Below are 26,458 nucleotides of genomic sequence, written 5' to 3'. Positions count from 1 at the left end.
CTCATCCAGGAGGAACGCGTGTCGTCATCTGAAATCCAAGGCAAGCTGGCCGCGATCTGGGCCGATGCCCTGGGCGTCGAGACCGTCGCCGCCGAGCAGGACTTCTTCGAGCTGGGCGGCGACTCCGTCCTGGTCACCATCATCAGCCTGCAGGTCGAGGAGCTGTTCGACATCGTAGTCGATCCGGCCCTGGTGTTCGAGCACCCCACGCTGGGCGCCTTCGCCGCCGCCGTCGAGACGCTGGCGACCCAGCCGGCCTAGATCGGCGGGTCGCTCCACTCCCACAGCGCCCCGGTGTCGGGCTTGCCCGAGGCCAGGCGCGGCAGCCGCCTGAAAGCCTTCACCGTGAAGTCGCCCGCGAACGCGAACCGTTCGCCGAGCGCGCGGGCGACCTTCACCTGGCTTGCGACAGGGTCGCCGCCGACTTCCAGCGCCAGCATGACCGTCTGGCCGCCGCCCTCGCCCGGTCGGACGCAGACCACCGCGTCGATGATCCCGTCGCAGGCCAGGGCCAGAGCCTCGACCCGCTGCCTGGACACCACCCCCGCGACCAGGTCCAGCGGAGGCCTTTCCCGTTCGATGTGCAGATAGCCCTCGCCGTCGACGAAGCCGAGATCGCCGGTGGGAAACCAGTCGGGCGCGGGCTCCAGGCCGGCCGGCGTCAGATAGCCGCTCATCAGCATCTCGCCGCGCACGTGCAGCGACCCCGGCGCGCCGGGCGCCGCGGCCTCGCCGTTCTCGGACAGGATACGGAAGTCGACGCTGGGCAGAATGCGGCCCACCGCGCCGTCGCGGTCGCGAAGATCGGCGAAGGCGCCGACGGCCAGGGTTCCGGCGGTCTCGGTGAGGCCGTAGCTCCTCGATATCGCCAGCCAGGGCAGGTGCGCCAGCAGGAGGTCCGACAGCGCCGCCGACGCCGCGCCGCCGTGCAGGTGCAGGCCGGCGAGCGAGGCCAGGCGTTCGCGTGGCGTCGTCGTCAGGCCGCTGAGCAGGGCGGGGCTGGGGCCGACGATCGAGCGGACGCCTTCGTCGTGAATGATCCCGGCGATCGCCGCAGCGTCGAGCCCCGGCGACGCCAGGACCAGCCGCCCCGAAGTCATCAAGGCCAGGATCAGCGCCGAGAAACCGGCGACATAGGACAGAGGCGCGAGCAGCAGGGTGCAGGGCGGGGCCGGACGCTGGGGCGGCCCTTCGGGCCGGGGCCGCTCGGCGGCGAGCAGGGCCGCGCCCAGCATGCCGTTGCGCAGGCCGGTCAGCAGGCTGCGGTGCGTATGGACGACGCCCTTGGGCGCGCCGCTGCTGCCGGAGGTGAAGGCCACGACGGCCACCTGGTCGGCGGCGCCTGCTTCGGCCGGGGCCGCCACGTCCTGCGCCGCCGGCGGCGCGTCCACGGCCAGCGACGGTGCGAGCCCGGCGACGCCCTCGGGAACGAGCCCGGCCTCGGCGACGACGAAGGCCGCGCCGGAAAGCGCCGTCGCCCGCGCCACGGCCTGCGGCTCCGGCTCGACGGCGACGACGCCCGCGCCCAACCCGGTGAGAGCCACGAACCAGATCGCCCAGGCCGCACCGCTGGCCAGGGCCAGCACCACCCTCTGGTTGGCGGCCACCCCTTCGACGGCCGTCAGCCGGGCGGCCAGCCCGTCGGCCCGGGCGAAGACCTCGGCATAGCTTAGCCGCTCGCTCCCATCGACGATGAGGACCTTGTCGCCCAGGCGCCGGGCCCGGCGATAGACCTCGCCCAGGCCATGGGGCCCCTGGCGGAATCCCGGTCCGCGTCCTCCATCGGCTTCGATCTCGAACGGCGAACCCGGCCTCAGCAGCGGATGCTCGGCGGGGCTCCAGGCTGTCCGGCTCATGCGGCGGGGATCCGCGCATAGGCCGACGCCCCGACCCGGGCGACCGGAGCGCCCTGGGGCGTCGTCTCCAGCGAAATGGCGAAGCCCGGCGAGGCCTCGTCGACCACCACCTCCCCTTCCGCGCCGACGCAAAGCCGCGCCTGCAGATCCGGCGCCCCGAGGCGGGCGACGACGCACTGGAAGGCCAAACCGTCCCGCCGTATCTCCAGAGACGCCGAGCCCAGCATCAGCCCCTTGTAGACCCCTTCGAAGGGCGCGAGGTCGTCCAGCCTCGGGACGGGCGACGGCGCCCGATCGGCGGATCGGGGACGCAGGAAGCCCTCCAGCTTTCGCATGGCCAGGTCGCGGGCCTGCGGCAGCCAAGCGTTCAGCGTCACCGCGGCAGTCGCACCCGTGGCGGCGTCGAACCTCAGCGCGCAGGTGGATCCGACATAGGAGCCGTTGACGCCATGCAGACCGGAATAGCTGCCCAGGCCCAGGCCGAAGGCGGTGGGCATGTGCTCCACCTCGTCGCGTCCCGCCTGGACGGCGATCTCCACCACGGGGGCGAGCATCCGCAGGCGGGCCGCCTCGATCCCGGCGTCGATACCCGGAGAACCGCTCGCCAGGAACCGCCCGAGCGCCAGCAGGTCGCGCGTCGAGATCGTGTAGTCCGAGATCGAAAAGCGCAGGAAGCCAGCCTCGCGGGGGGGCCGCATCGGCTCGAAGCGTCCGCTGCGCGGCGAGCGTACGTGCAGCGCCATGAGCCGATTGTCCTCGCCGGCCCGCGCCCCCGGCTCGCCCAGCCGGATACCGAGCGGGTCGAGCAGCAGTTCGCCGAGCAGGTCGCGTATCGGCCGCCCCGCGGCCTGTTCGGCCAGTCGCGCCAGCACGGCATAGCCGGTGTGGGTGTAGCTCCACACGGACCCCGGCGCGAACGCCTGCCGGCGCCGGGGGAAGAAGGCAACGAACCGCGCCCAGTCGTAGGCCCAGCGCGCGTTCGGCTCCTCCGGCTCCACATAGCCGGCCGTGTGCGCCAGGAGGTGGCGAGGCGTCACGCCGGAGGGCGCGCCGTCGGGCGACAGCTCCGGCAGCAGGACCGCCAGGTCCGCGTCGAGATCCAGTTCGCCGCGCTCGGCCAGATGGAGGCAGGTCAGGGCGACCAGCGGCTTCATCAGGCACGACATCGGCAGGCGATCGTCCAGCGACAGCGTCTGTCCCGCCTGGGTGGAGGAGACGCCGGCGGCGGCCTCGATCCGCTCTTCGCCCCGCCGGGCCGCGATCGCCAGGCCCGGCGCCTGATGGCGAGCGACCACCGCCTCGGCCAGCTTTTCGAGGCGATCCAGATTGGCGCTCATGAGGAGGCTCCAGGCGGGGATGGCTTAGGCGCGCCCTTGGCCAGGGGCGCGGCGAGCGCCGAGATCGGCGCGTCCGGGTTCTCACCGACGGTTCGCAGCGTCGCCTCGAAGGCGGTCAGGAAGTCGTCGATCGTCCTGGCGGCGAAACGGATGCTGCCGAACATGTCGACGCCGTTGTCGAGCATGTCGAGATAGTAGGCGTCGCGTGGCCGCGTGCGGGCCGTGCCAGGCGGCGGCACCTTGAGCGCGCGCGCCAAGGCGGGGCGCTGGTCGTCGCCGCGCTGCGAAACGCGATAGTTGAAGACCGGCGCCTCGAGCGGGACGCCGCCGGCCGCCAGGTCGATCTGGATGAAGTCGTCGCGAACGAAGGCGTGGCGCCGCGCCCAGTTCAGATCGGCCTTCACCCGCTCGATCAGTTGGGCGAAGCTGGGATCGCCGGCCACGTCGGTCATCACGTAGAGACGGTTCACCAGATTGCCCACGGTGCGCGCCAGCACCGAGGTGTCCCGGCCGTTGGATATCGTGCGCAGGGTCACCCGGTCGCCCCGCGCAAAGGCCGACAACATGGCCGCCTGCGCCGCGAGCAGGACGGTGAACGGAGAGGTCCGCAGCCGCTGGGCCACGGTCCGCGTCGCGGCCGCCACCGCGGGATCGAGCTGGAAGAAGGCCTCGACCGGCGCATCCGGGCTTTGCAGTTCGGGCAGGTCGAGCCGCGATCCCGCCTTCAGCCGCTCGAACGCCGAGCGGCGCAGACGACTTCCGTCCTCGCCCTCGATCCACTCGCTCATCGCGGCCAGATAGTCCTGATAGCTGGGAGGCGGCGGCGGCAGGGCGCGTCGGCGCCCCCGCAGCAGGCCCGAATAGAGTGCGATGAACTCGTCCAGCAGCACGCCGATCGACACCGGATCGGCGACGAAGTGGTGCACCAGCAGGCCGAAATAAGCCTCGTCCGGGGTCAGCGAGACGACGTAGGCGCGATAGAGCGGCCCCTTCGTGACATCGAGCTCGGACCAGACGAACGCGCCCACCGCCCGCTCGGCCGCCTCGCGCCCGGCGTCCGACCCGTCCCAGTCCCCTTCGAGCACCGAGACCTGCGCCCGGGCTGGCGGAAGGGGGACGATCCACGGCGCCCCGTCGCGATCCTCCACCCGGCAGTTGAGCACGGGATGCCGCGCGGCCAGCATCTCGCAGGCGGCCTCGGCCGCACGCCGATGAAGGGCTGGCAGGCGGATCAGCCCGTTGGTGCGGTTCGTGGAGTCGATACGGGTCACGCCTTGCCGCAGCCCGCCCCAGGCGGCCAGGCAGAAGGAGGCCGTCGGCCCCTGGGCCCGCCCCTGGACGAACTGCGCCGGGCGGCGGGGCGACGCCTCCGGCGAGGCGGAACCGGCGTCGATATTCATGAAGGCCTCCCCAGGGCCAGGACCTCGGGCGAGACCCGGGCCACGAAACTCGGCCAGGTCTCGGTCGGAAGACGGCGGAAGATCCGCACCGCGTCGTACCAGGGCGAGGTGGTCGCCCCGCGCTCCCAGCGCCAGTCGCGATGGTGCGGCGGCAGCAGCAGGGCGCAGGGCACGCCCATCGCGCCCGCCATGTGCGCGACGGCGGAATCGATGGCCACGACCAGATCCGTTCCGGAGACCCGTTCGAGGGCGGCCAGGAACGGCTTGTCCCCCGGCTGGGGCCCGGCCGCCATGTTGGCCGGCGGCGGCTGATCCACCCCGTCGGCCACCTGCAGGCTGACGAACTCGTAGCCCTCGGTCTCGAGCAGAGGGCTCAGCGCCTGCGGAGGGATCGAGCGGTAGGCGTCGTTCGGATGCCGGGGGTTGCCCTGCCACGCCAGGCCGATACGGGGACGCGAGCGCGCGCCGGACGCCTCGCCGCCGACCCGTGCAAGGTAGGGCGGGCTGGACAGCGCCTCGTCGGTCTCGACGCCCATCAGTCCCGGCAGGCTCATCATCGCGCACCAGGCGTCGACCGAGACGGCGATCACGCCCTCCGGCGAGGGCTCCACCAGCGGCAGTCCAAGGGCCCGCACGAGCCAGGCCAGCTTGGGCGAGGCCATGACCCTGACCTCCACCCCCTCGGCCATCAGCCGCAGGGCGAAACGGGCGAACTGGATCGTATCGCCGGCCCCCTGCTCGGTGCAGATCAGCAGGCGCGCGGGGGGTGGTTCTCCGGCCCGCCACCGGGGCAAGGGCGCGCCGCCGACCGCCATCGCCGAGAACGGCAGCAGCCGATGGGCGTCCAGGCGCGCCTCGCAGTCGCGCCAGCCGTCACGCCACCGCCCGGCGCGCAGGCGCGCCAGGCCCCTGAAGTGCAGGAAGGTCGGATCGTCGGGCCGCTCCTCGAGGGCGAGCCGGAAGGCTTCCTCGGCCAGGTCGGGCGCGCCGAGACGGGACGCGAACGAGCCGACGGCCGCACTCAGCTTCGGATCCAGTCTGCGCCCCGCGCCGAGTGCGCGGAACGCATGCGACACCGCCGCCAGGTCCTCGGCCTTGAGGCCCTCAGACAGCTGGCGGCGAAGCGAGACGGTGTCGGCGGCGAGGCCGCGCGCGGAGCCGGGGTTCACGGGCGCCTCATCGCGATCGGGCCGCCGGAGCGAGCCGTCGCCTGACGGCGTCGAGCAGAGCCTGGGTGAAGGCGGTCGAGCCGAGAGTCGAGGCGTGGTCGCCCTGCGCCAGCGCCACCAGTTCGATCCCTGTTCCGACGTCCGCAGGCAGGAAGGTCGGGTCCTTCTCGCCATAGATGATCGTCACCTTGCCGCCTCGCGCCAGGTCGGCGGCGCGCGTTCGGGCCCAGGTCCGCATCGCATCGTCCGGCTTGGACCAGTCCAGCCCGACCATGGCCCGGTCCCACTTGGCCTGGGCCGCCGGATCCGCGCCGCCGAAGCCGCGCGTCTTGGCCCAGGACGCCGGATCCCTCGGCGCCAGCCAGGGCGCGCCCAGGAGGTAGCCGTCGATCGCCGCCCCCTCCCCTTTCTCGGCCGCGTGCAGCGCCATGGCCGACATGCCGCCGAAACTTTCGCCGACGACGATGCGATGGCGGTATCCGCGCAAGCCGCGTCCCTCCAGGGCGGCCAGCACCAGCCGGGCGTCGCGATCAAGGGCCTCGCCGCCGGCCCGGCCCAGGCGCGAGACGACCGGCAGGCCCTCGCCGCTCGTCCCGCTGGGACCGACGACGAGAACGTCGTAGCCCTCGTCGAGCAGGGGCTGGATCCGGCGCAGTTGCGCATCCCCGGCGATCGACGATCCGGGGCCGCCCGGCAGGAACACCACCAGGGCCTTCGGATCGGCGCCGGCATAAAGCCTGGCCGGCAAGGGCCAGCCCTCGGCGCCCAGGTCGAGGACCGTACGGACGAGCCGCCGGCGCGGCGGGTCCTTGGGGCAGCCGAAATCCATCCGCCGGCCGGAAACCTCCAACCGCAGCTTGCGGCCGCCGTTGATGTCGGAAATCACCGCGACGCGCGCGCGGCCGTCCGGCGTCTGGGAATAATCCCACACCGCCGCCGTTGCGGCCTCGCGCCGGTCGAGGATGCGGGGCGGAGCAGGTCCCTGGCCCACGGGCGTGATCACGCCGTCTTCCCGGAAAACCGCGACGACGACATCGCGCTCGGCGTCGACGACGACGCCCGCGCCTCGCGCCATCGATCGCTCGAGGCGCCCCTTGCGCACCGCGCTCAGCTCGCCGTTCTGCCAGATCGCCAGGCCCTGACCGGTCTGTTGCAGCGTGGCGCCGCCGAGCCAGGGAAAGGGCAGGCCCAGGGGCGCAGCGCCCGAGGCGCGCAGGAGGACGGCCGCGAAATCGGCTTCGTTCAATCCCAGGCCGGTGAAGCCATCGCCGTCCTCGAGCCGCAGGCTGCGGACCTCGTGACCCGGCAGCACGGGCCGCGCCGCCGCCAGGCCGCCCCGCAGCCGCGCCTCCACGCTCTCCAGGCTCGCTCCCGCCGGAGGGGCGCGCAGGTGGACGGCCGAGGCCGCGATATCGGACGAAAGAGATGCGCCCTGGGCGCCGGCGTCGGAAAAGTCCGGCGCCGCCAGCCGACGCAGGTCGATCTGGGGGCTGATCACATAGAGACCGCGTGAATCCGCCGACCACTTCACCGCAGACGGCGTGGCGTTGGTCACCGCGGTCCTGACGACGCAGGCCGCCGTCGTGTCGCGTCCGGCCAGACAGTCCGTGCGCAGCACCGAAAGATCGAAGACGGGGGTGCGGATGTCGTCCACCCGCGGCCTCCACAGCGCGACGAAGGCGCCGTCGGGGGAAATCTCGGCGCGTGAAGCCGCGCAATGGGCGTAGTCGGGATTGCGGCTCGCCGGCTGCCAGAACACCGCCTTCGGGGGCGCCGGATCCACGCCCTGCCCTGCGCTCGCCGCCGTCGGCATGGAAACCCCGGCCGAGGGAGCGCCGGCCAGCGGCACGGCCAGCGCCAGCATCGAGGCGATCCAACGCTTCAGGCGCACGCGCCGCTCTCCCCCGTCTCGGCGCGTCCCGGCAGACTCGACCATACGCTTGAACTATCCAACCTGATCGGTCTCGCCCCGGGAGATGCATCCTCCCGGGACGAGCCGACCACTTAAAGGGCCTTAGCCGGCGACCTTCGTTTCGAAGACGCCGTCGTTGTTGTTGTCGATGTAGAGGCTGCCGTTGATTTCCTTCAGGTGGCTCTCGGGCGTGCCGTTCTTGTCGAAGTCGATGTAGAAGCTGCCGTCGGTCATGTACTGCAGCTCGTAGGTGACCTTCACGCCCAGCAGGTCCGCCTGGATCCAGGTCGAAGCGACCTTGTTGTCCGGATTGAACTGGGTGGTGGCGTTGCGCGCCAGGATCGTGTTCGGCGCGAACCACATCGAGTCCAGGATGCCCTTCACCAGGTTCTGGACGTAGTTGCTGATCGGCTGATAGCCGCCGGTGGGCGGCGTATAGTCGTCATCCGGGAATTCCGGCGGCTCGGGCTCCCAGGGATCGTCTTCCCATTCCCAATCATCGTCATCGGTCGGCGGCTCGACGGTGATCTCATCCACGCTGTCGTAGCCGCCAGCAATCCACGACATTTCTGTCGCTGTAAGAACGCGCACTTCCATCTCCTAATGGCACTACTTTTACGACGGTGAAGCTAGACAGCGCGTTAGGAGCGATCAACCAAAAATAGCATAATTAGCAACAATGATCTCCAGGCGAAGTCGCTCCTCCCAAACGTCGGGACTACCGATCGGAAAGGCGACGGACAGGCAGCATTGAGCGGGCCAGCGTGGGGCTCGCGGCCGTTTGTGCAACGCGATCGCCGACCTTCAGGAGCGCAGCGTGCTCTCGCGCTCGACCAGCCGCGAGGGCACGACCCGCGCCACGCAGGTCGCGCCGGCTTCCAGGTCGAGCAGCTCCATCGCCGCGGCGACATGGGCCTGGATGTCCTGGTCGAACGAGGTCAGGCGGTAGGGAGCCCAGGCGGCCATGTCGAGATTGTCGTAGCCGACCAACAGCACCTCGCCAGGGGCGCCCAGGCCGAAGTCCTCGCGCAGCACGTCGATGACCCCGAAGGCCGCCAGGTCGTTGGCGCAGAACAGGGCGTCGGGCCGCTCACCGCCGGAGAAGAGGTCCCGCGCCGCCCGCGCGCCGCTGGCATAGTCGTAGCCGCCGCCTGCCCGCATCGCCGACGCCATGCCGAGCTCGGCCAGGCCATGGGCGAACCCGGCCTCGCGGGCGACCTGGGCCGGGCTGTCGGCGGGACCGGCCACGAAGCCGAAGCGCGTCCCGCCCCGCTCGCGCAGCAGCCGCGCGGCCGCGACCCCGGCCGCGAAGTTGTCGGACGACACCGAGCGGATCCAGTCGCCCGCCAGGTCCGAGTTCAGGGTGACGATCGGGATGCGCAGCTTCGACAGCTGGTCGGCGGCGGCCTGCGAGGTGAGGGCCAGGGCCGAGACGACGGCGTCGACGCGGTATCCCGCGAGTTGGTCGACCACCCCGTCGAGGATGCGGTCGCTGTCGACCCGCACCAGCATCATCTGTCGGCCGGCCGCCGTCAGGGCCTTGGAGAAGGCCTCAAGCGTCATGGCGAAGTAGGGGTTGTAGAAGCCGCCGACCACGACGGCGACGATGCCCGAGCGGTTGGTCTGCAGGATCTTGGGCAGCAGGTTGGGGCGATAGCCCAGGGCCTCGGCCGCCTCCAGGATCCTCGCGCGCGTGGCCTCGGCGATCCGGGCGCCCGGCGTGAAGGCGCGCGACACCGCCGACTGCGACACCCCCGCCGCCCTGGCCACGTCGGTCGACGACGGCGGTCGCCAGTTTCCGCTCATGCGGCGATCCCTCGCACCCTTTTCCCCTCCCCATCGTCTTTAGAGGGTTGCGTTCGGAATGGCGAGTGAATAGCTATGCACACATTCGACCAACCGCAGCGTGGCCCTCAACCGCGCGCCGTCTCCGCCGGGCCTCCGCGTCCGGGCGGGCGATAGGCGCGCGCGCGACCGGCTTTGCTGCTCTTTCGCCCCAGCAAGGTCCGCCATGAGCGCCCACCCGTCCGCCCGCAGCGCTCCGTCCGCAGGCCTCGTCCAACTGGCCCTGGCCCTGGGCGGCTTCGCCATCGGCACCACCGAGTTCGCCTCGATGAGCCTGCTGCCCGATTTCGCCCGCACCCTGGGCGTCGACGAGCCGACGGCCGGCCACGCCATCAGCGCCTATGCGCTGGGCGTCGTCGTCGGCGCGCCGGTGATCGCGGTGCTGGCGGCCAGGATCGCCCGCCGCACCCTGCTGGTCGGCCTGATGGTGCTGTTCGCCATCGGCAACGGCCTGTCGGCCCTGTCGCCGACCTTCGAGACCATGGTCATCTTCCGCTTTCTGAGCGGCCTGCCGCACGGGGCCTATTTCGGCGTCGCGGCCCTGGTCGCCGCCTCGCTGGCTGCGCCCGACAAGCGGGCCTCGGCGGTGGCGCGGGTGATGATCGGCCTGACCGTGGCCACCATCGTCGGCGTGCCCCTGGCCAACGCCGTGGGTCAATGGATCGGCTGGCGCTGGGGCTTCGTCATCGTCTCGGCTCTGGCGACCCTGACGGCGATCTCGGTGTTCCTGCTAGCCCCGCGCGAGGCCGCGCCCAAGGACGCCAGTCCCCTGCGCGAGCTGTCGGCGCTGGCCAGCCGCCGCGTGTGGCTGACGCTGGGCATCGGCGCCATCGGCTTTGGCGGCATGTTCGCGGTCTATACCTACCTGGCCTCGACCCTGGTCGAGGTGACCCACGCCTCGCCGTCCGCCCTGCCGCTGGTGCTGATGGTGTTCGGCCTGGGCATGACCGCCGGCACCCTGGTCTGCGCCTGGGCCGCCGACCGCGCCCTGATGCCGGCCGTCGGCGCCATCCTGCTGTGGAGCGTCGCCTCCCTGGCCCTCTACCCCCTGGCCGTCGGCAGCCTGTGGACCCTGGTCCCGGTGGTGTTCCTGATCGGCTGCGGCGGCGGCCTGGGCGCGGCCCTGCAAACCCGCCTGATGGACGTGGCCGGCGAGGCCCAGACCCTGGCGGCGGCGCTGAACCACTCGGCCTTCAACACCGCCAACGCGCTGGGTCCGTGGCTGGCGGGCATGGCGGTGGCCTCCGGCTTCGGCTGGCGCTCGACCGGCTGGGTCGGCTGCGCCCTGGCGGCCGGCGGCTTCGTGATCTGGGCCATCGCCGTCTGGGACGATCGCCGCGAGCGGGCGCTGGCGGCGGCTTAACGCGCTCGCCCGGGCTATCCCCATCCCGTTTCCCTCGCCCTTGTGGCGAGGGCCCATGCCGGCGACCGCTCAGACCTCGATCAAGCTGAAAAGGTCTGAGCAGGCTGACGCATGGGTCCTGGGCACAAGGCCCAGGAAAGCAATGAAGGGATCGAGCGCTAAACGGTCGCTTTTTCCCCCATCGCCAGGGCCACCGCCTCGGCATTGGGCCCGAGCACCAAATGGACAACCGGCCCGTCCAGCCGGACCAGAGCCCGGACGCCGGCCGCCTTCAGCGCGGCTTCGTCCAGCTTACCCGGATCGGCCAGTTCCAGCCGCAGGCGGCTGGAGCAGGCGCTGACCGAGACGATGTTGGCGCCGCCCCCAAGACCCGGCAGCAGGGCCTTTGCCGCCTTCGGGTCGGCGGCCTTGACCGGCGCGGCCGCCTCGGTGACCGGCGCCTGGACGCCCGCCCCGGCGGCGGCGCGGATCTCGCCGGCCACCTCGTCGGCGATCGGACCCAGCACCACCTGCAGCGCCTTGTCGGACGGCCGCACGATCCCCCGCGCGCCCAGCACCTTCAGGCGGGCCTCGTCGACCGCCTTCTGGTCGGCGACGATCAGGCGAAGCCGCGTGGTGCAGGCGTCGACGCTGACCAGGTTCTTCGAACCGCCAAGGGCCAGCACGAAGTCGGCGCCGCGTCCGCCCGCGCTCGTCGCCGGCGCGGCGGCCAGGGCCGCGGCCTCCTCTGCCGGCTCGCGGCCGGGGGTCTTGAGGTCGAACTTGACGATGAAGAAGCGGAACAGGCCGTAATAGAGGCCGAAATAGACCGCCCCCAGCGGCAGCAGCCACAGCGGGTGCGTCGCCTTGCCGAAGTTCAGCACGTAGTCGAACAGACCCGCCGAGAAGGTGAAGCCCAGCTTGATGTCGAGCGCGTTCATCACCGCCATCGACAGCCCCGTCAGCACCGCGTGCACGGCGTAGAGCATCGGGGCCAGGAACATGAAGGAAAACTCGATCGGCTCGGTGACGCCGGTCAGGAACGAGGTCAGGGCCAGAGAGAACAGCATGCCGCCCACGGCCTTCTTCCGCTCGGGACGGGCGGTGTGGAACATGGCCAGGCACGCTGCCGGCAGGCCGAACATCATCACCGGGAAGAAGCCGCTCATGAACGCCCCGGCGCTGGGATCGTCGGCGAAGAAGCGCCGCAGGTCGCCGGTCGAGCCGTGGAAGTCGCCGATCACGAACCAGGCGATGTTGTTGAGGATGTGGTGCAGGCCGGTGACGATCAGCAGCCGGTTCAGGAAACCGTAGACGAACAGGCCAATCTCGCCCGAGCCGACGATCCCGCGGCTGGCGCCGTCGACCGCGCCGTTGATGCCGTCGTAGCCGAAGCCCACCAGCAGGGCGAGCACCAGGCCCGCCACGCCCGAGATGATCGGCACGAAGCGCCGGCCGCTGAAGAAGGCCAGGTACTCCGGCAGCTTGAAGCCGGAGAAGCGGTTGTAGAACAGCCCGCCGATGACGCCGGAAATGATGCCGATCGGCACGCTGAGCTTGGAGAGAGCCTTGGCCTTGTAGGCCGGCCCGGCCAGATCGACCGCCTCCTTGGGCAGGCCGGCCACGACTTCGGGCGGCACGTGCAGGAGGGCCTTGGCCCCCTCGGTGGCGATCAGGAAGCAGACCACGCCCGCCAGGCCCGCCGCGCCGTTGTTCTCCTTGGCCAGGCCAACGGCCACGCCGATGGCGAACAACAGGCCGAGGTTGGAGAAGATCGCCTCGCCGGCGGCGGCGATGAAGGGGATGTTCATCAGGTCGGGCTGGCCGAACCGCAGCAGCAGGCCCGCCACCGGCAGCACCGCGATCGGCAGCATCAGGGCCCGGCCCAGGGGCTGGAGGATTTCGAGCGGAGACTTCATCGGCTCAGGCTCCGAAGGACTTGGCGAGGTCGCGGACCGCCTCGGGCGAGGTCAGGTCCAGGGTCTTGGCGGCGAGGTCGCGGCAGGCCGGCAGCGACAGCCGGCGCACCAGGGCCTTCACCTCGGGCACGACGGCGGCGGTGGCCGAAAGCTCGGTCACGCCCAGGCCCAGCAGCACCGGCACGGCGACGAGGTCCGAGGCCAGCCCCCCGCAGACGCCGACCCAGCGGCCGTGCCTGGCCGCCCCCTTGCAGGTCTGGTCGATCATCCGCAGCACGGCCGGATGCAGGGCGTCGATGCGGGCGGCCAGCTCCGGATTGCCGCGGTCCATGGCCAGCACGTACTGGGTCAGGTCGTTGGTGCCCACCGACAGGAAGTCGGCCTCGGCGGCGATCAGGTCGGCGGTCATGGCGGCGGCCGGGGTCTCGATCATCACGCCCAGCTCGATGCGCTCGGCGACGCCCATCTCGCGCTTGGCCTCGTCGAGCACGGCGCGGACGGCGCGCAGCTCGGCCAGGCTGGCGACCATCGGCACCATGATCCTGCACTGACCCAGCGGTTTCACCCGCAGGATGGCGCGGATCTGGGTCTTCAGCAGATGCGGACGCCACAGCGACACGCGCACGCCGCGCAGGCCCAGGGCCGGGTTCTCCTCGGTCGGGATCGGCAGGTAGGGCGCGGCCTTGTCGCCGCCCACGTCCAGCGTGCGGATGATCAGCGGCCGGCCGTCCAGGGCCGAGGCGACGGCCTGGTACTGGCGAGCCTGCTCGTCCTCGTCGGGCGGGGTGTCGCGGTCGAGGAACAGGAACTCGGTGCGCAACAGGCCAGAGCCCTCGGCCCCGTTGGCCACGGCGGCCAGGGCGTCCTTCTCAGAGCCGACATTGGCGAACACCTCGATGCGCATCCCGCAGGCGGTGCGGCTTTCCTGGTGGGCGGCGGCCTTGGCGGCGGCTCGCCGCTCGTGGCGGGCGGCGATGGCGCTCTGGGCGGCGGCCAGGGCGTCGGCGTCCGGCGCCACGCGCAGCCTTCCCCCTTCCGCGTCGAGGATCAGGGCCGTGCCGTCGGTGATTTCCAGCGCGCCGGCGCCCACGGCCACAAGGGCCGGCAGGCCCATGGCGGCGGCCAGGATGGCCACGTGCGAGGTCGGACCGCCGCGCGCGGTGGCGAAGCCGGCGACCTGGCTGGGATCCACGCCCATCAGCTGGGAGGGCAGAAGCTCGTCGGCCAGCAGGATCGCGCCGGCCGGCAGCAAGCGGGTGGTCTCCTCCTCGCCGGTCAGGGCGCGCAGCACCTGGCGCTCCAGGTCGACCAGGTCGTCGACGCGCTCGGCCAGGCGGCGGTCGCCCAGGCCGCGCAGGGCCTCGACATAGCCGCCGACGGCGCGCCGCCAGGCGAAGCCGGCGCTCTTGCCCTCGCCGATCAGCTTGCGGGCCGCGGCGGTCAGTTCGGGATCTTCCAGGAAAGCGAGGTGCGCGCCCAGGATCGCCTTGCGGGCGCTGTCACCTTTCGCGGCCGAAGCCTCGATGCGGTCGCGGACCTGGCAAAGGGCGTCGTCCAGGGCGGTCAGCTCGGCGCTGGCGCCGGCGCCGGTCTCCACCACCACGATCTCGTCGGCGACCAGCCGCACGGCCTGGCCGATGGCAAGGCCCGGAGCGGCCATCACCCCGCGCAGCACGCCCGGCTCGGCCGGCTCGGCGGGGGCGACGACGACGGGTGCGGCCTCCTCGGCGGCGGGCGCGCCGGCCTCATGGGCGCTCTCGCCCATGCCGCCCTCGATCAGCTCGGCGACGGCGGCCACGGCGAAGTCGGCGTCGACGCCGCAGGCGGCGATGGTGATGCGGTCGTGCAGGCGGATGGCCAGCGACATGACGCCCACAGGGCTCTTGGCGCTGGCGCGGCGGTTGACGGCGACGAGCGCCACTTCCGCCGCGAACTTGCGGGCGGTCTCGGCGATGCGGGCGGCCGGACGGGCATGGATGCCATGCACCAGCGGCACGACCACCTCGCGCGTCACCTCTCCCTCGGCCACCACGACGGCGGCCTTGGCCCCGCCGGCCGGGACCAGCTCCATCAGGAAGCCGCCGACGCCGGTCTCGCGGTCCTGCTCGCGGCGGACGATCGAGAAGGCGTCGGGGTTGGTCACCACGATCGGGGTGATCAGGCTCTTGGCCTTGCGCGCCAGGAGATCGAGGTCGAAGCCGATCAGCGGATCGCCGGCCTTGACCGCCTGACCCTCGGCCACGTGGACGGTGAAGCCCTCGCCGTCCAGCGCCACGGTCTCCAGGCCCACATGCATCAGGATCTCGGCGCCGTTGTCGGCCCGCAGGGTGACGGCGTGGCGCGAGCGATGGACGGTGATCACCCGCCCGTCGCAGGGCGCGTGCAGCACCTGGCCAGTCGGATCGATGGCCAGGCCGTCGCCCAGCATGCGTTCGGCGAAGACGGCGTCCGGCGTCTCGTCGAGCGGGGCGACCCACCCCTGGAGCGGCGCGGAAAGAACGAGGGTGGACACGTGGGGAACTCTCGTCGGGAAGTTACTGGCCGGCCGCCGTCAGGGTGACGCGGTCGAGGGCGGGCATCGGATCGAGGCCCTTGGCGGTGAAGCTGAAGCACAGGTCGTGGACGCCGTCGCGAGCCGGCAGGGCGCCGCTGACCGTTCCCAGGCCCGGGCCGCGACCGGCCTTGCCCAGCGGGATGGCGGCGATGCGCTCGCCCTCGCAGCCGCCCACGCGAACCTCCAGCTCGCCGTCGGGCGTGGCGGGTTTACGCACCACGATCTGGTCCTTGGCCTTGCCGATCTGGAAGTTCCACGGCGTCTGGCCGACCCGGGCGGTGAGCTTCAGACCCTTGGAGAGGTCGGCGCCCTTCCACACCCAGCACGGCTTCATGACGTCGGTGGCGAAGATGGCGCGCTCGCCGTCGCGGCCGTTCTCGGGCGCGTCGTCCTCGAACAATAACGGGATCGCATTACCGCACAGCTCCAGCTGGCGGCTGACGCGGGTCTCGGCGGCCCATTGGGTGGCGGTCCAGGCGCGGGTGCGGCCCAGCGGGGCGTCGCCCTGGAAGCTGCGGGCCTTCAGGGTGGTCCCCGCCTTCAGCGACAGCGTCTCGCCATAGGCCGGCGAGGCCGTGGTCGGCTCCGAACCGTCGGTGGTGTAGCGGATCTGGCCCAGCTCCAGCCCGCTCTTCAGGCTGGCGGCGATCGCCCCGCCCTGGCCGGGACGCAAGGTCGCCTGCGGCTCGAACGGCGCGGTGTTGGCCTTCAGGCCCAGCGCCTTCAGCCGGGCCATCTGGGCCGGGATGCGGGTGGTGAAGCCCTGCCAGTCGCGGCGCTCTTCCTGGGTCCAGGCGGTTTCCGACAGGGCCACCAGGCGCGGGAAGGCCATCAGCTGCACCCGCTCGTCGGTGCGGATGTGCTCGACCCACAGATTGGCCTGGACGCCCAGGATGTGCTTGCGCTGGTCGGCCGTCAGGGCGTCGGGCGCGGCGTCGAACTGGTAGACGTCCTTGAGGCTGCTGACGGTCATGCGGCCCGGCGGCTCGTCGACGGAGGTGCTCTGGCGGCGGTCGAAATAGAGCGTCGGCTCGGGCGACAGCACGGTGTCGTGGCCCTGGCCGGCGGCGGCGATGGCCCCCTCGATCCCGCGCCACGACATCACCGTGGCGTTGGGGGCCAGGCCGCCTTCGAGGATCTCGTCCCAGCCGATCAGGCGGCGGCCGCGGCCGTTGATGTGCTTTTCGACCCGCTGGATGAACCAGCTCTGCAGGCCGTGCTCGTCCTTGACGCCCAGTTCCTTGATCTTGGCCTGGATCGCCGCGCTTTCCTTCCACTGGTCCTTCACGGCTTCGTCGCCGCCGACGTGGATGTACGGCGACGGGAAGAGGTCCATGACCTCGTCGAGCACGTCGTTCAGGAAGCCGAAGGTCTCGTCGTCGACATTGTAGAGATAGGGGAAGATCCCCCAGTCGTGCATGGCCAGGGCCGGTGGATTGGGCGTCAGGCCCAGCTTCGGATAGGCCACGATCGGCGCCAGGGCGTGGCCCGGCATCTCGATCTCGGGAACGATGGTGACGTTGCGGGCGGCCGCGTAGGCGACCAGGTCGCGCACCTGATCCTGGGTGTAGAAGCCGCCATAGCGCACCGGCTTGCCGGTCTTCGGGTCGCGGGCGGCCGCGCCGGCCGGGGTGCGCCAGGCCGAGACCTGCGTCAGCTTCGGATACTTCTTGATCTCCAGCCGCCAGGCCTGGTCGTCGACGAGGTGCCAGTGGAGCGTGTTGAGCTTGTGGGCGGCCATGCCGTCGATCAGCAGCTTGATGGTGTCGATCGACTGGTAGTGGCGGGCGCTGTCGAGCATGAAGCCGCGCCAGGCGAAGCGCGGGGCGTCCTCGACCTTGGCCGCCGGCACGTCGACGGGGCCCTTGGCCTCGTCCTGCACCGCCAGCTGCCACAGGCTGATCGCGCCGTAGAACAGGCCCGCCCGCTTGAGCGCCGTGATCTTCACGCCACCGGGGGCCGCGTCGAGGTCGTAGCCCTCGCCGTCGGGGCCGCCGCGCACCAGCGAAATGGCCGCCTCGCCGGCGGCGGGCTCGCCCTCCACCACCGCCGGGCGGATCCCACGGGCGCGGTGCAGAAGGTCGGAAAGCTGGAGCGCCACGCCTTTCGCCTCGACGTCGCCCTTGGCGACGTGGATGCGGGTGGTGGCGGTCAGGCGGAAGCTGCCCTCGACCGCCTTCGCTTTCACCGGCGCGGGGGTCAGGGTCAGCGGCTCGGCGGCCAGGGCCGGCGCGGCCAGGACCACGCAGGCGGCGCTGGCCAGGAACAGGGCGGCGCGACGGATTTCAATCATGTGCGGGACGCTCTCACCGGCAGGCAGTCGGCAAAAAGGCGGGCGGGCCGGCCAAAGCCGTCCCGCCCCAGCTCGCTGCTTGCAGTCAGGAGGGGAATGAGGGCGATCGGCGCGGCCTGGCGGGTCATGAGGGCGATCCTGAACCAAGCCGCGCGCGATGCAAATCGATGGTCTCCGAGACGCGCCGCGCGGAACGGCGCGCCTCGGGACTTTTGGCTTAGAAGGCGACGTTGAGAGTCGCCTGCAGCTTGCGGCCGGTGCGATAGACGCCGCGCGGCAGCGTGATCGTGTTGGCGTAGGCGTAGTACTCGCTGTCGAGCAGGTTCTGCGCCGAGACCGACAGGTTGACGTTCTCGCTGAAGGCGTAGCCGGCGGTCGCGTCCAGGCCCTTGAAGGCGCGGACGAACATCTGGTCGCCGCGATCCAGGCCCGTGAAGTACTTCGAGCGCCAGTTGTAGGTCACCCGGGCCGAGAACGGACCGTTCTCGTAGAACGGGCTGACGTTGATCTGGTGCTTGGAGTTGTAGGGCAGCGGCGAGCCGCCGTCGGCTTCACCGTCAGCATAGGTGTAGTTGGCCAGGAGGCCGAAACCCATGCCGAAGGTCTGCTGGTAGGCCACCGCCAGGCCCTTGACCGTGGCCGAACCGGCGTTGGTCGGACGGCTGATCTGGTAGGTGGTGACCGCGTTGCGCGCCTGGTTGAAGTGCTGCTCGGCGACCGTCTGCTGCAGGATGTAGTTGCTGATGTCCTTGTGGAAGACTTCAGCCGACAGGATGGCTTCCGGCGCGAAGTACCATTCCAGCGAGGCGTTGACGTTGCTGGACTTGTACGGGTTCAGGTCGGGGTTGCCGCCGCCGCCGGTCAGGATCTGGTCGGAGAGCCAGAAGTAGTTCGACATGTCGGCGTAGTTCGGACGCGAGATCACCTGAGCCGCGGCGAAGCGGAACACCAGGTCCTGCTGCACATCGACGATGACGTTCAGGCTGGGCAGGAAGTCCTCGTACTTCTTGGACTGCACCTTCCAGGCCCAGTCGGCGGCGGTGGTGCCGCAGCCGGTGGCGGTCTGACGCACGCAGGCATAGCCGCCGCTGTCGGACTCGGTCTTCACGTAGCGCAGGCCGAAGTTGCCGCGCACGTTCTCGGCCTGGAAGTCGGCCTGGCCGTAGAGGGCGTTGATGGTCTCTTCGATGCCCCAGTTCTGGGCGGTGAACTCGGCGTTGCCGAACACCGTCGGAACCGGCTTGGCCTGCCACGGACGCAGGTAGCCGCCGCGGTCGATGTAGTCGGCGAGCGCCTTGCCATCGATCTTGAAGCGGCTACCCATGGCATCAGTGACGCCGTCGAAGCCCTTCAGATAGTTGCTGGGCACGATCGACGGGCTGAACTGCGAGGCGCTGGCCGGGTTGCCGTAGACGGCGACCGTGACGCCCGACATGGCCTGGGTGGTCTCGTGCTTACGGTACTTGTAGCCGAACTGGACGCGCTTGATCACGCCCTCGAAGTCCTTGCCGAAGTCGAGCTGGCCGTAGGTTTCCTTGTCGGTGGTCGGCTTGGAGACGATGTTGCCGCCCCAGCCGGAGTTGTAGTTCGGCGCGCCCGGAACCGACGGATCGCCCGCGCCCCAGCCGCCGTCGAACGAGAACTTGCTGGCGTCGCCGAGCGGATTACCGTTGGCGGCGGGGTTGGTGTAGGTCAGCACGCCCGGCGAACCCGGCGTACCGGTGAAGTCGACGGTGTAGTCGGCCCAGTTCAGGAACTCCCCGTACAGTTGGCGCTTGGTGCCGCCGTCGGCCTTGGAGTAGCCCAGGTCGCCCGAGACGTCGAAGCCGTCGCCCGTCCACTTGCCGTTGAAGTGGTAGGTGTCGGAGTTCAGCTCGGCTTCGCGGTACTGCACGTCCAGAACGCTGAGCGCGTTCTTGAACGAGGCCTTGCGGATGACGTTGTCCTCGATGGTGATCGCGGTCAGCGCGCCCAGGCTGTTCCAGGTGTTGCCCTGGAAGGCGAACAGCGACTGGTTGGTGTTGTCGTAGGTGGCCTTGATCTTCAGCCAGTCGAAGTTCAGCTCGAGGGCGTCGGTCGGACGCCACTGGACGGCCGCGGTGTAGCTGTCGCGGACGCGTTCCTGCTCGAAGTAGGAGACCGACAGCGAGTTGACGCCGCGGGCGTTCGGATTGGCCGCCAGGGTGGTGGCGCAGGTTCCGGTGCAGTTGCCGTTGGTGATCGAGCTGACCGGGTTTTCCGGGTTGCCGCCGTTGTAGTAGCTGGCCGGAATGGTGCCGTAGGACTCGATGCCGTCGCGGCGCAGCTGGTCCTTGGCGTGCTGGGCCGAGACTGCGATGCCGAAGGTCTGGTCGGCGTTCTTCCAGCTGCCCAGGAAGGAGACCTGCGGGTCGGACTTCTTGGAGCGGTCGTTATAGAGGTAGCTCAGCGAGCCCTGGAGGGTCAGCGCCTTCAGGTCCAGCGGCTTGCGGGTGTTGACGATCACCGTGCCGCCGATGCTGCCCTCGTCGATGCGGGCCTCCGGCGACTTGTACACTTCGACCTTGCCGACGATCTGCGGCGCCAGCAGGGCGTAGTTGAACGTGCGGCCGGGCTGATCAAGGATGAACCAGTCGGCCGAGGCCACGGTCTGGCCGTTCAGCAAGGTGCGGTTCAAGGCCGGATCCGTCCCCAGGATCGAGACCTTTTCGCCCTGGCCGAACTGGCGGTCGACAGTGACGCCCGGAACGATCGTCAGCGCTTCGGCGACGTTCGAGCTCGGGAACTTGCCGACGTCCTCGGCGGTGACCACGTCGACGATGGCGTCGGCGTTACGCTTGGATTGAATGGATTGCTGCAGCGACGCGCGAATGCCGGTGACGACCACCTCCTCGACGGAGGTCGATGTCTCCTGCGCCATCGCGGGCGCGGCGACCAATACGGCCAGCAAGCTGGCGGAAGCGGTAAGAACCGCCTTGTGGATGCTCTTCATAACTCGGCTTCTCCCCTTTGTGCCGGGCCACTGGACCCGGAGCCGAACCCCAAAGCCCAATCTGATACCAATTTCTCGCGGCGAACCCGCAACGAGCGGTACTTCTCAGGCCTCGGAGTGTGACTGTGACGAAATTTTTGCACCTGACAAGACCTAAAAAGAACCAATTGCAGACCACGATATAATTGGTATGAAAATGGTCATGCACTGTTGCGCCGCCCTCCCGGAGGGGCGCATCCGGGCGATGGTTGGCCTGTCGGCTTCGGGCCAGGGGGTTGGAACGTGATGCTGTTTTCCGAAAAGATCGGGGGCCTGGACGGCCACGGGCAGGACCACGCGCCGCTGTACAAGCAGCTGCAGCGCGCCCTGCGCGAGGCGATCCAGAAGAAGATCCTGTCGCCCGACGACGCCCTGCCGGCCGAGCGCGACCTTGCCGAAGAATTCAGCATCTCGCGCATCACCGTGCGCAAGGCGCTGGACGGCCTGGTCAGCGAGGGCCTGCTGACGCGCCGCCAGGGCGCGGGCACCTTCGTCGCCGCCCGGGTGGAAAAGAGCTTCTCGAAGCTGTCCTCGTTCACCGAGGACATGATCGCCCGCGGCCGCGTCCCGCACAGCGAATGGATCAGCCGCAGCGAAGGCCAGGTGACGCCGGAAGAGTCGCTGACCCTGGGCCTGTCGCCCGGCACGCCGGTCTATCGCTTCGCCCGCATCCGCTACGCCGACGGCGCGCCGATGGCCGTCGAATACACCACCGTCGCCGCCTTCGCCCTGCCCTCCACCGAGGTGGTCGGCACCTCGCTGTACGAGGCGCTGGAGAAGACCGGCCACCGCCCGGCGCGCGCCCTGCAGCGGCTGCGGGCCATCCTGTTCGCCAGCGAGCAGGCCGAACTGCTGGGCGTGCCGATCAAGGACGCCGGCCTGCTGATCGAGCGCCGCGGCTTCCTCAAGGACGGCCGGCCGGTGGAAGTGACCCAATCCTACTATCGCGGCGACGCCTACGACTTCGTGGCCGAGCTGAACGCCCTGTCCTGATCTCTGTTTTTGTAAAGGAAGCCGTCTTGGAGGCGACCGTCTTGACCCGACCCGAAGCGCAATCCCTCACCGCCGAGGCCACCCGCATGTTCCTCGAGGCGGGCGAGGCGTCGGCCGTGGTCGCGCGTCAGATCGCGGCCAACGCCGAGGCCGCGGGCAAGATCGCCGAGCGCCTGCGCGCCCACCCGCCCCGGGCCGTGGTCACCTGCGCCCGCGGCAGCAGCGACCACGCGGCCACCTTCGCCAAGTACCTGATCGAGACCCGCACCGGGGTGCTGACCTCGTCGGCGGCGCTGTCGGTGTCGTCGGTCTACGCCGCCCAGCAGGACCTGGAGGGCGTGCTCTACATCGCCATCTCGCAGTCGGGCAAAAGCCCCGACCTGCTGGCGGCCGTCGAGTCCGCCAAGGCCGGCGGCGCCTTCACCGTGGCCCTGGTCAACGACGTGACCTCGCCGTTGGCCGCCCTGGCCGACGCGGTGCTGCCGCTGCACGCCGGCCCCGAGCTCAGCGTCGCGGCCACCAAGTCCTATATCGCCGCCCTGTCGGCCATCGTGCAGCTGGTCGCCGCCTGGACCGCCGACAGCGAGCTGACCACCGCCCTGGAAACCCTTCCCGCCGGCCTGGCGGAGGCCTGGGACAAGGACTGGAGCGCCGGCGTCGAGGCCCTGCGCGAGGCGACCAACCTCTATGTGCTGGGGCGCGGCGTCGGCTTCGGCGTCGCCCAGGAGGCGGCGCTCAAGTTCAAGGAGACCTGCGGCCTGCACGCCGAGGCCTTCAGCGCCGCCGAGGTGCTGCACGGCCCGATGGCCCTGGTGAAGGACGGCTTCCCGGCCATCGTGCTGGCCCAGCACGACGAGACCTTCGACTCCACCCTCGCCATGGCCCAGGGCCTGGCCGAGCGCGGCGCAACGGTGCTGCTGTCGGGCGGCGAAGCCTCGGGCGCGACCACGCTGCCGACCGCCTCGGGCCATTCGGTGCTGGAGCCCATCCTGGCGGTGCAGAGCTTCTATCGCATGGCCGCCGGCCTGTCGGTGGCGCGCGGCTACGATCCCGACCGCCCGCCCCACCTCAACAAGGTGACGAAGACCGTCTGATGCCGACCGCCCCTCAAACCGCCCTGGTCAACGGCGCCGTGCTGACGCCCGCCGGCGTCGTCGACGGCCAGGCCCTGCTGATCGAAGGCGGGGTCATCGTCGGCCTGGTCGATCGCGCCGACGTTCCGGCCGACGCGACGACTGAAGACCTGGCCGGCGGCCTTCTGGTTCCCGGCCTGATCGACACCCAGGTCAACGGCGGCGGCGGCGTCCTCTTCAACGACGCGCCGACGGTGGAGACCATCGCCGCCATCGGCGCGGCCCACCGCGCCTTCGGCACCACGGGCTTCCTGCCCACCCTGATCAGCGACGATCTCGACGTGGTCGACGCGGCCATGCGGGCGACGGAAAGCGCGATCGAGGCCGGCGTGCCCGGCGTTCTGGGCGTGCACATCGAGGGCCCGTTCCTCAATGCGCAGCGCAAGGGCATCCATGACGCCGACAAGTTCCGCGTCCTCGACGAGGCGGCGATCAGGCTGCTGTCGTCGCTGAAGCGCGGCAAGACTCTGGTCACCCTGGCCCCCGAGACGACCACGCCGGACATGGTGCGCCGCCTGGCGCAGGCCGGGGTGGTGGTGGCCGCCGGCCACACCAACGCAGCTTACGAGACGGTGAAGGCCGCGCTTGCGGCGGGCCTGACCGGCTTCACGCACCTGTTCAACGCCATGTCGCCCCTGACCAGCCGCGCGCCCGGCGCGGTGGGCGCGGCCCTGGAGAGCCAGGAAGCCTGGTGCGGCATTATCGTCGACGGCCGCCACGTGGACCCCGCCACCCTGCGCATCGCCCTGCGCACCCGCCCGCTGGACCGCTTCATGCTGGTCACCGACGCCATGCCCACCGTCGGCATGAGCGACAAGCGCTTCGACCTGCAGGGCCGCCGGATCACCGTGCAGGACGGCGTCTGCGTCGGCCCCGACGGCACTCTGGCCGGCTCGGACCTCGACATGATCGGCGCGGTCCGCAACGCCGTCTCGATGCTGGGGCTGTCGCTGGAACAGGCGGTGATGATCGCCTCGGCCGCGCCGGCGGCGTTCCTGGGCCTTTCAGCTGAGCGCGGGACGATCGCCCCCGGCAAGGCCGCCGACCTCGTGCTGCTGGACGAGGGGCGCAACGTCGTTCGGACCTGGATCGACGGACAGGGCTAAGCTTCAACCCTATCAACCGAGCTTCCCCGCGAAGGCGGGGACCCAAGCCGAGTCTGCGGATGATCCACGGCCGCGCCCCATCCTGAAAGCCCGCTTGGATCCCCGCCTTCGCGGGGAAGGACGGGGTTGGGGAGGACCGGAGCCTAACCTGCTCCCTACATCGGGATCGGCAGGGCCGTGGTGAACTTGATCTGCTCCATCGCGAAGCTGGACGACACGTCGGTCAGCGGCGCGGTGGCGATCAGGCGCTTGTAGAAGCGGTCATAGGCGGCGATGTCCTTGACCACCACCTTCAGCAGGTAGTCGACCTCGCCGGCCATCCGGTAGAACTCGACCACCTCGGGCAGGGCCGCCGCGCCCTTGGCGAAGGTTTCCAGCCAGTCCTCGTCGTGGCGGCCGGTCTTCACCGCCACGAACACGGTCAGCGGCAGGTCCAGCGCCTCGCGGTCGAGCAGGGCGACGCGGGCGGTGATGACGCCGGTGTCCTGCAAGCGCTTCAACCGCTTCCAGCACGGGGTCTGGGACAGCCCCACCCGCTCGGCCAGCTCAGCGATCGAGGCGGTGGCGTCCTCCTGGAGGATGGCGAGCAGGCGGCGGTCGATGGAATCGAGATCGATCATCTCGCTTCTTCGCATATCGGAGATGGGAATTCTCCCAACCTGCCGCCTTGGCCGCAGATCGACAATGTCTTTCTTGCCGACGCGGCGCATCCTTCCAGGTCTCGATCGAGGAGGGACCCGCGATGCTCGAGCTCTTCACCCGTCACCCCAGGCAGGTGGGCGAAACCTATGGCGAGCATTTCGCCATGGCCTGGAGCTTCGGCCTGCCGATGGTGGCCGCCGGCCTGGCCTGCCTGGTCCACGGCGTCCTGCCCTTTGCGTTCGAGCGCACCGGCAGCAACTGCGTGAAGACCCTGCACGCCCGGATGAAGGGCCGGGGCGCCCCGGCCCCGGCGCCCGTCAGCTTCCAGGCCTTCGACGCGGCCATCTAAACCGACGATCCTTCGGTTCGAGGGCGCTGGAACCGGCGTTTCGTCCGTGGAGGGCGCAAATTCGGCCCCGCGCCGAATATCCGTCGTCTTTGCGCCTCGCCCCCTTGGCGGGTCGCCGATCCCCGGCCATGGTCCCCCGGCAGTCGGGAGGACAAGCATGAGTTTCTGGACGCGCCGCAAGGCGATCGACACGGCGCACGCCGGCCATGACGGCCCGGCGCTGAAAAAGACCCTGAGTTGGCCCCACCTGGTGGCCCTGGGCGTCGGCGCCATCGTCGGCACCGGCATCTACACCCTGACGGGCGTGGGCGCGGGCCTGGCCGGTCCGGGCGTGATCCTGTCCTTCCTGATCGCCGGCGCGGTCTGCGCCTGCGCGGCGCTGTGCTACGCCGAACTGTCGACCATGATCCCGGCCTCGGGCAGCGCCTACACCTACAGCTACGTCGCCATGGGCGAGCCGGTGGCCTGGGTGATCGGCTGGAGCCTGATCCTCGAATACACCCTGGTCTGCGCCGCCGTGGCGGTGGGCTGGTCGGCGCACGCCACCGAGCTGTTCGCCCACGCCGGCTTCCCCGACTACCTGCTGGCCGGACCGCACGTCACCCTGGCCGACGGACGCCACGGCCTCATCAACCTGCCGGCCGTGATCATCTCGATGGCGGTGGCCGGGCTTCTGGCGCTTGGCACCCGCGAGAGCGCCACGGTCAACATGGTGCTGGTGGTGATCAAGATCGCCGCCCTGGCCGTGTTCGTCGCCCTTTGCCTGCCGGCCTTCGACGCGACCCACTTCACGCCCTTCATGCCCAAGGGCTTCGCCGCCACCCCGGGCCCCGACGGCATCAAGGTCGGCGTCATGGCGGCCGCCAGCCTGATCTTCTTCGCCTTCTACGGCTTCGACGCGGTGTCGACCGCCGCCGAGGAGACCAAGAACCCCAAGCGCGACCTGACCATCGGCATCGTCGGCTCGATGGCCGCCTGCACGGCCATCTACATGATCGTGGCCGCCGTCTCGATCGGCGCCTCGCGCGCCGAGGTGTTCTCGACCAGCGAAGCGCCGCTGGTCTTCATCCTGGAAACCCTGAAGCATCCCAAGGTCGCCCAGGGCGTGGCCCTGGCCGCCGTCGTCGCCCTGCCGACCGTGATCCTGGCCTTTATGTACGGCCAGAGCCGGATCTTCTTCGTCATGGCCCGCGACGGCCTGCTGCCCCGCGCCCTGTCGCGGGTGAACGCCAAGACCGGCACGCCGGTGCTGATGACCCTGCTGACCGGCGTCCTGGCGGCGGTGCTGTCGGGCCTGCTGCCCCTGAAGGAGATCGCCGAGCTGGCCAATGCCGGCACCCTTGCGGCCTTCATCGCCGTCGGCGCCTCGGTGATCGTGCTGCGCCTGCGCGAGCCCGAGCGTCCGCGCGTGTTCTCGACCCCGGCCTGGCCGGTAGTGGCGGGCGGCGCGATCCTGGGCTGCCTCTATCTGTTCGCCAGCCTCCCGGCCAAGACGCAACTGTACTTCTTCTACGCCCAGTTGATCGGCCTCGCGATATACTTCCTTTACGGCGTGCGACGCAGTGTCCTCGCGAAAGGTTCGCCCCCGTCGATGTAAG

The 26,458-nt window shown here is 70.5% G+C and carries 19 protein-coding genes; 7 read left to right on the top strand and 12 right to left on the bottom strand.

Going from position 1 to position 26,458, the window contains the following annotated elements; all coding sequences use genetic code 11:
• Nucleotides 1-18: 18 nt before the first annotated feature.
• On the top strand, nucleotides 19-261 hold the full coding sequence (locus tag P7A99_RS09155; RefSeq protein WP_277793572.1) for a phosphopantetheine-binding protein: 243 nt from the start codon (nucleotides 19-21) through the stop codon (nucleotides 259-261).
• Here the strand turns inward: P7A99_RS09155 and P7A99_RS09150 are convergent.
• The 7 genes from P7A99_RS09150 to P7A99_RS09120 all read right to left on the bottom strand — a co-directional run bounded on the left by P7A99_RS09150 (nucleotide 258) and on the right by P7A99_RS09120 (nucleotide 9,480).
• Entirely contained in the window at nucleotides 258-1,856 is a 1,599-nt protein-coding gene (locus tag P7A99_RS09150; RefSeq protein WP_277793571.1) for a class I adenylate-forming enzyme family protein, read from the bottom strand. The genes P7A99_RS09155 and P7A99_RS09150 overlap by 4 nt on opposite strands.
• On the bottom strand, nucleotides 1,853-3,193 hold the full coding sequence (locus tag P7A99_RS09145; protein ID WP_277793570.1) for a serine hydrolase domain-containing protein: 1,341 nt from the start codon (nucleotides 3,191-3,193) through the stop codon (nucleotides 1,853-1,855). The genes P7A99_RS09150 and P7A99_RS09145 overlap by 4 nt, the downstream gene beginning before the upstream one ends.
• Nucleotides 3,190-4,593 (bottom strand): condensation domain-containing protein, encoded by a 1,404-nt coding sequence (locus P7A99_RS09140; RefSeq protein WP_277793569.1) that lies wholly within the window; start codon nucleotides 4,591-4,593, stop codon nucleotides 3,190-3,192. Before P7A99_RS09140 ends, P7A99_RS09145 begins: the two co-directional genes overlap by 4 nt.
• Nucleotides 4,590-5,762, bottom strand: coding sequence for a hypothetical protein (locus P7A99_RS09135; protein ID WP_277793568.1), 1,173 nt, complete (start codon nucleotides 5,760-5,762; stop codon nucleotides 4,590-4,592). Before P7A99_RS09135 ends, P7A99_RS09140 begins: the two co-directional genes overlap by 4 nt.
• A 7-nt stretch (nucleotides 5,763-5,769) precedes the next feature.
• Nucleotides 5,770-7,653: an alpha/beta hydrolase family protein gene (locus tag P7A99_RS09130; protein ID WP_277793567.1), complete on the bottom strand. Its 1,884-nt coding sequence runs from the start codon at nucleotides 7,651-7,653 to the stop codon at nucleotides 5,770-5,772.
• Between the two features lie 123 nt (nucleotides 7,654-7,776).
• Complete coding sequence (locus tag P7A99_RS09125; protein ID WP_277793566.1) at nucleotides 7,777-8,241, bottom strand: hypothetical protein; 465 nt, start codon at nucleotides 8,239-8,241, stop codon at nucleotides 7,777-7,779.
• Between the two features lie 237 nt (nucleotides 8,242-8,478).
• A complete protein-coding gene (locus P7A99_RS09120; protein ID WP_277793565.1) occupies nucleotides 8,479-9,480 on the bottom strand; it encodes a LacI family DNA-binding transcriptional regulator in 1,002 nt (333 codons plus the stop codon).
• Between the two features lie 205 nt (nucleotides 9,481-9,685).
• Between P7A99_RS09120 and P7A99_RS09115 the strand changes: the two genes are divergently transcribed.
• On the top strand, nucleotides 9,686-10,882 hold the full coding sequence (locus P7A99_RS09115) for an MFS transporter (protein WP_277793564.1): 1,197 nt from the start codon (nucleotides 9,686-9,688) through the stop codon (nucleotides 10,880-10,882).
• A gap of 158 nt (nucleotides 10,883-11,040) precedes the next feature.
• On the opposite strand, the gene nagE is transcribed toward P7A99_RS09115, so the two are convergent.
• The 4 genes from nagE to P7A99_RS09095 form a co-directional block, all read right to left on the bottom strand.
• On the bottom strand, nucleotides 11,041-12,780 hold the full coding sequence (gene nagE / locus P7A99_RS09110; protein WP_277793563.1) for an N-acetylglucosamine-specific PTS transporter subunit IIBC: 1,740 nt from the start codon (nucleotides 12,778-12,780) through the stop codon (nucleotides 11,041-11,043).
• A 4-nt stretch (nucleotides 12,781-12,784) separates the two neighbouring features.
• Nucleotides 12,785-15,292, bottom strand: coding sequence for a phosphoenolpyruvate--protein phosphotransferase (gene ptsP / locus P7A99_RS09105; RefSeq protein ID WP_277793562.1), 2,508 nt, complete (start codon nucleotides 15,290-15,292; stop codon nucleotides 12,785-12,787).
• A 22-nt stretch (nucleotides 15,293-15,314) separates the two neighbouring features.
• A complete protein-coding gene (locus P7A99_RS09100) occupies nucleotides 15,315-17,627 on the bottom strand; it encodes a family 20 glycosylhydrolase (protein WP_277793561.1) in 2,313 nt (770 codons plus the stop codon).
• Between the two features lie 217 nt (nucleotides 17,628-17,844).
• Nucleotides 17,845-20,598, bottom strand: a complete 2,754-nt coding sequence (locus P7A99_RS09095) for a TonB-dependent receptor (RefSeq protein WP_277793560.1) — start codon at nucleotides 20,596-20,598, stop codon at nucleotides 17,845-17,847.
• A 285-nt stretch (nucleotides 20,599-20,883) separates the two neighbouring features.
• Between P7A99_RS09095 and P7A99_RS09090 the strand changes: the two genes are divergently transcribed.
• From P7A99_RS09090 to nagA, 3 genes are read left to right on the top strand one after another with little or no spacing between them, the layout of a single operon-like run.
• Nucleotides 20,884-21,630, top strand: a complete 747-nt coding sequence (locus P7A99_RS09090) for a GntR family transcriptional regulator (protein WP_277793559.1) — start codon at nucleotides 20,884-20,886, stop codon at nucleotides 21,628-21,630.
• Between the two features lie 26 nt (nucleotides 21,631-21,656).
• Nucleotides 21,657-22,724, top strand: a complete 1,068-nt coding sequence (locus P7A99_RS09085) for an SIS domain-containing protein (protein WP_431307653.1) — start codon at nucleotides 21,657-21,659, stop codon at nucleotides 22,722-22,724.
• Entirely contained in the window at nucleotides 22,724-23,869 is a 1,146-nt protein-coding gene (nagA, locus tag P7A99_RS09080) for an N-acetylglucosamine-6-phosphate deacetylase (RefSeq protein WP_277793558.1), read from the top strand. The genes P7A99_RS09085 and nagA overlap by 1 nt, the downstream gene beginning before the upstream one ends.
• Before the next feature lie 155 nt (nucleotides 23,870-24,024).
• On the opposite strand, the gene P7A99_RS09075 is transcribed toward nagA, so the two are convergent.
• Entirely contained in the window at nucleotides 24,025-24,504 is a 480-nt protein-coding gene (locus P7A99_RS09075; RefSeq protein ID WP_277793557.1) for an Lrp/AsnC family transcriptional regulator, read from the bottom strand.
• Between the two features lie 107 nt (nucleotides 24,505-24,611).
• Here P7A99_RS09075 and P7A99_RS09070 point away from each other — a divergent pair, with 107 nt between their 5' ends.
• Both P7A99_RS09070 and P7A99_RS09065 read left to right on the top strand, forming a co-directional pair.
• On the top strand, nucleotides 24,612-24,860 hold the full coding sequence (locus P7A99_RS09070) for a DUF6356 family protein (RefSeq protein ID WP_277793556.1): 249 nt from the start codon (nucleotides 24,612-24,614) through the stop codon (nucleotides 24,858-24,860).
• A 157-nt stretch (nucleotides 24,861-25,017) separates the two neighbouring features.
• Nucleotides 25,018-26,457 (top strand): amino acid permease, encoded by a 1,440-nt coding sequence (locus tag P7A99_RS09065; RefSeq protein ID WP_277793555.1) that lies wholly within the window; start codon nucleotides 25,018-25,020, stop codon nucleotides 26,455-26,457.
• Nucleotide 26,458 lies beyond the last annotated feature (1 nt).

It is taken from the genome of Caulobacter endophyticus, from assembly GCF_029543245.1.
In the GTDB taxonomy this organism is placed as follows: domain Bacteria; phylum Pseudomonadota; class Alphaproteobacteria; order Caulobacterales; family Caulobacteraceae; genus Caulobacter; species Caulobacter endophyticus_A.
Note: the sequence above shows the minus strand (reverse complement) of the source record. Positions and strands in the feature narration are given on the sequence as shown.

Bases quoted from the DNA above. Each gene is read 5' to 3' on its own strand.
- P7A99_RS09150 (WP_277793571.1), bottom strand. From the start codon at position 1,856: ATGAGCCGGACAGCCTGGAGCCCCGCCGAGCATCCGCTGCTGAGGCCG.
- P7A99_RS09145 (WP_277793570.1), bottom strand. From the start codon at position 3,193: ATGAGCGCCAATCTGGATCGCCTCGAAAAGCTGGCCGAGGCGGTGGTC.
- P7A99_RS09140 (WP_277793569.1), bottom strand. From the start codon at position 4,593: ATGAATATCGACGCCGGTTCCGCCTCGCCGGAGGCGTCGCCCCGCCGC.
- P7A99_RS09125 (WP_277793566.1), bottom strand. From the start codon at position 8,241: ATGTCGTGGATTGCTGGCGGCTACGACAGCGTGGATGAGATCACCGTC.
- P7A99_RS09120 (WP_277793565.1), bottom strand. From the start codon at position 9,480: ATGAGCGGAAACTGGCGACCGCCGTCGTCGACCGACGTGGCCAGGGCG.
- P7A99_RS09115 (WP_277793564.1), top strand. From the start codon at position 9,686: ATGAGCGCCCACCCGTCCGCCCGCAGCGCTCCGTCCGCAGGCCTCGTC.
- nagE (WP_277793563.1), bottom strand. From the start codon at position 12,780: ATGAAGTCTCCGCTCGAAATCCTCCAGCCCCTGGGCCGGGCCCTGATG.
- P7A99_RS09100 (WP_277793561.1), bottom strand. From the start codon at position 17,627: ATGATTGAAATCCGTCGCGCCGCCCTGTTCCTGGCCAGCGCCGCCTGC.
- P7A99_RS09095 (WP_277793560.1), bottom strand. From the start codon at position 20,598: ATGAAGAGCATCCACAAGGCGGTTCTTACCGCTTCCGCCAGCTTGCTG.
- P7A99_RS09090 (WP_277793559.1), top strand. From the start codon at position 20,884: ATGCTGTTTTCCGAAAAGATCGGGGGCCTGGACGGCCACGGGCAGGAC.
- nagA (WP_277793558.1), top strand. From the start codon at position 22,724: ATGCCGACCGCCCCTCAAACCGCCCTGGTCAACGGCGCCGTGCTGACG.
- P7A99_RS09075 (WP_277793557.1), bottom strand. From the start codon at position 24,504: ATGCGAAGAAGCGAGATGATCGATCTCGATTCCATCGACCGCCGCCTG.
- P7A99_RS09070 (WP_277793556.1), top strand. From the start codon at position 24,612: ATGCTCGAGCTCTTCACCCGTCACCCCAGGCAGGTGGGCGAAACCTAT.
- P7A99_RS09065 (WP_277793555.1), top strand. From the start codon at position 25,018: ATGAGTTTCTGGACGCGCCGCAAGGCGATCGACACGGCGCACGCCGGC.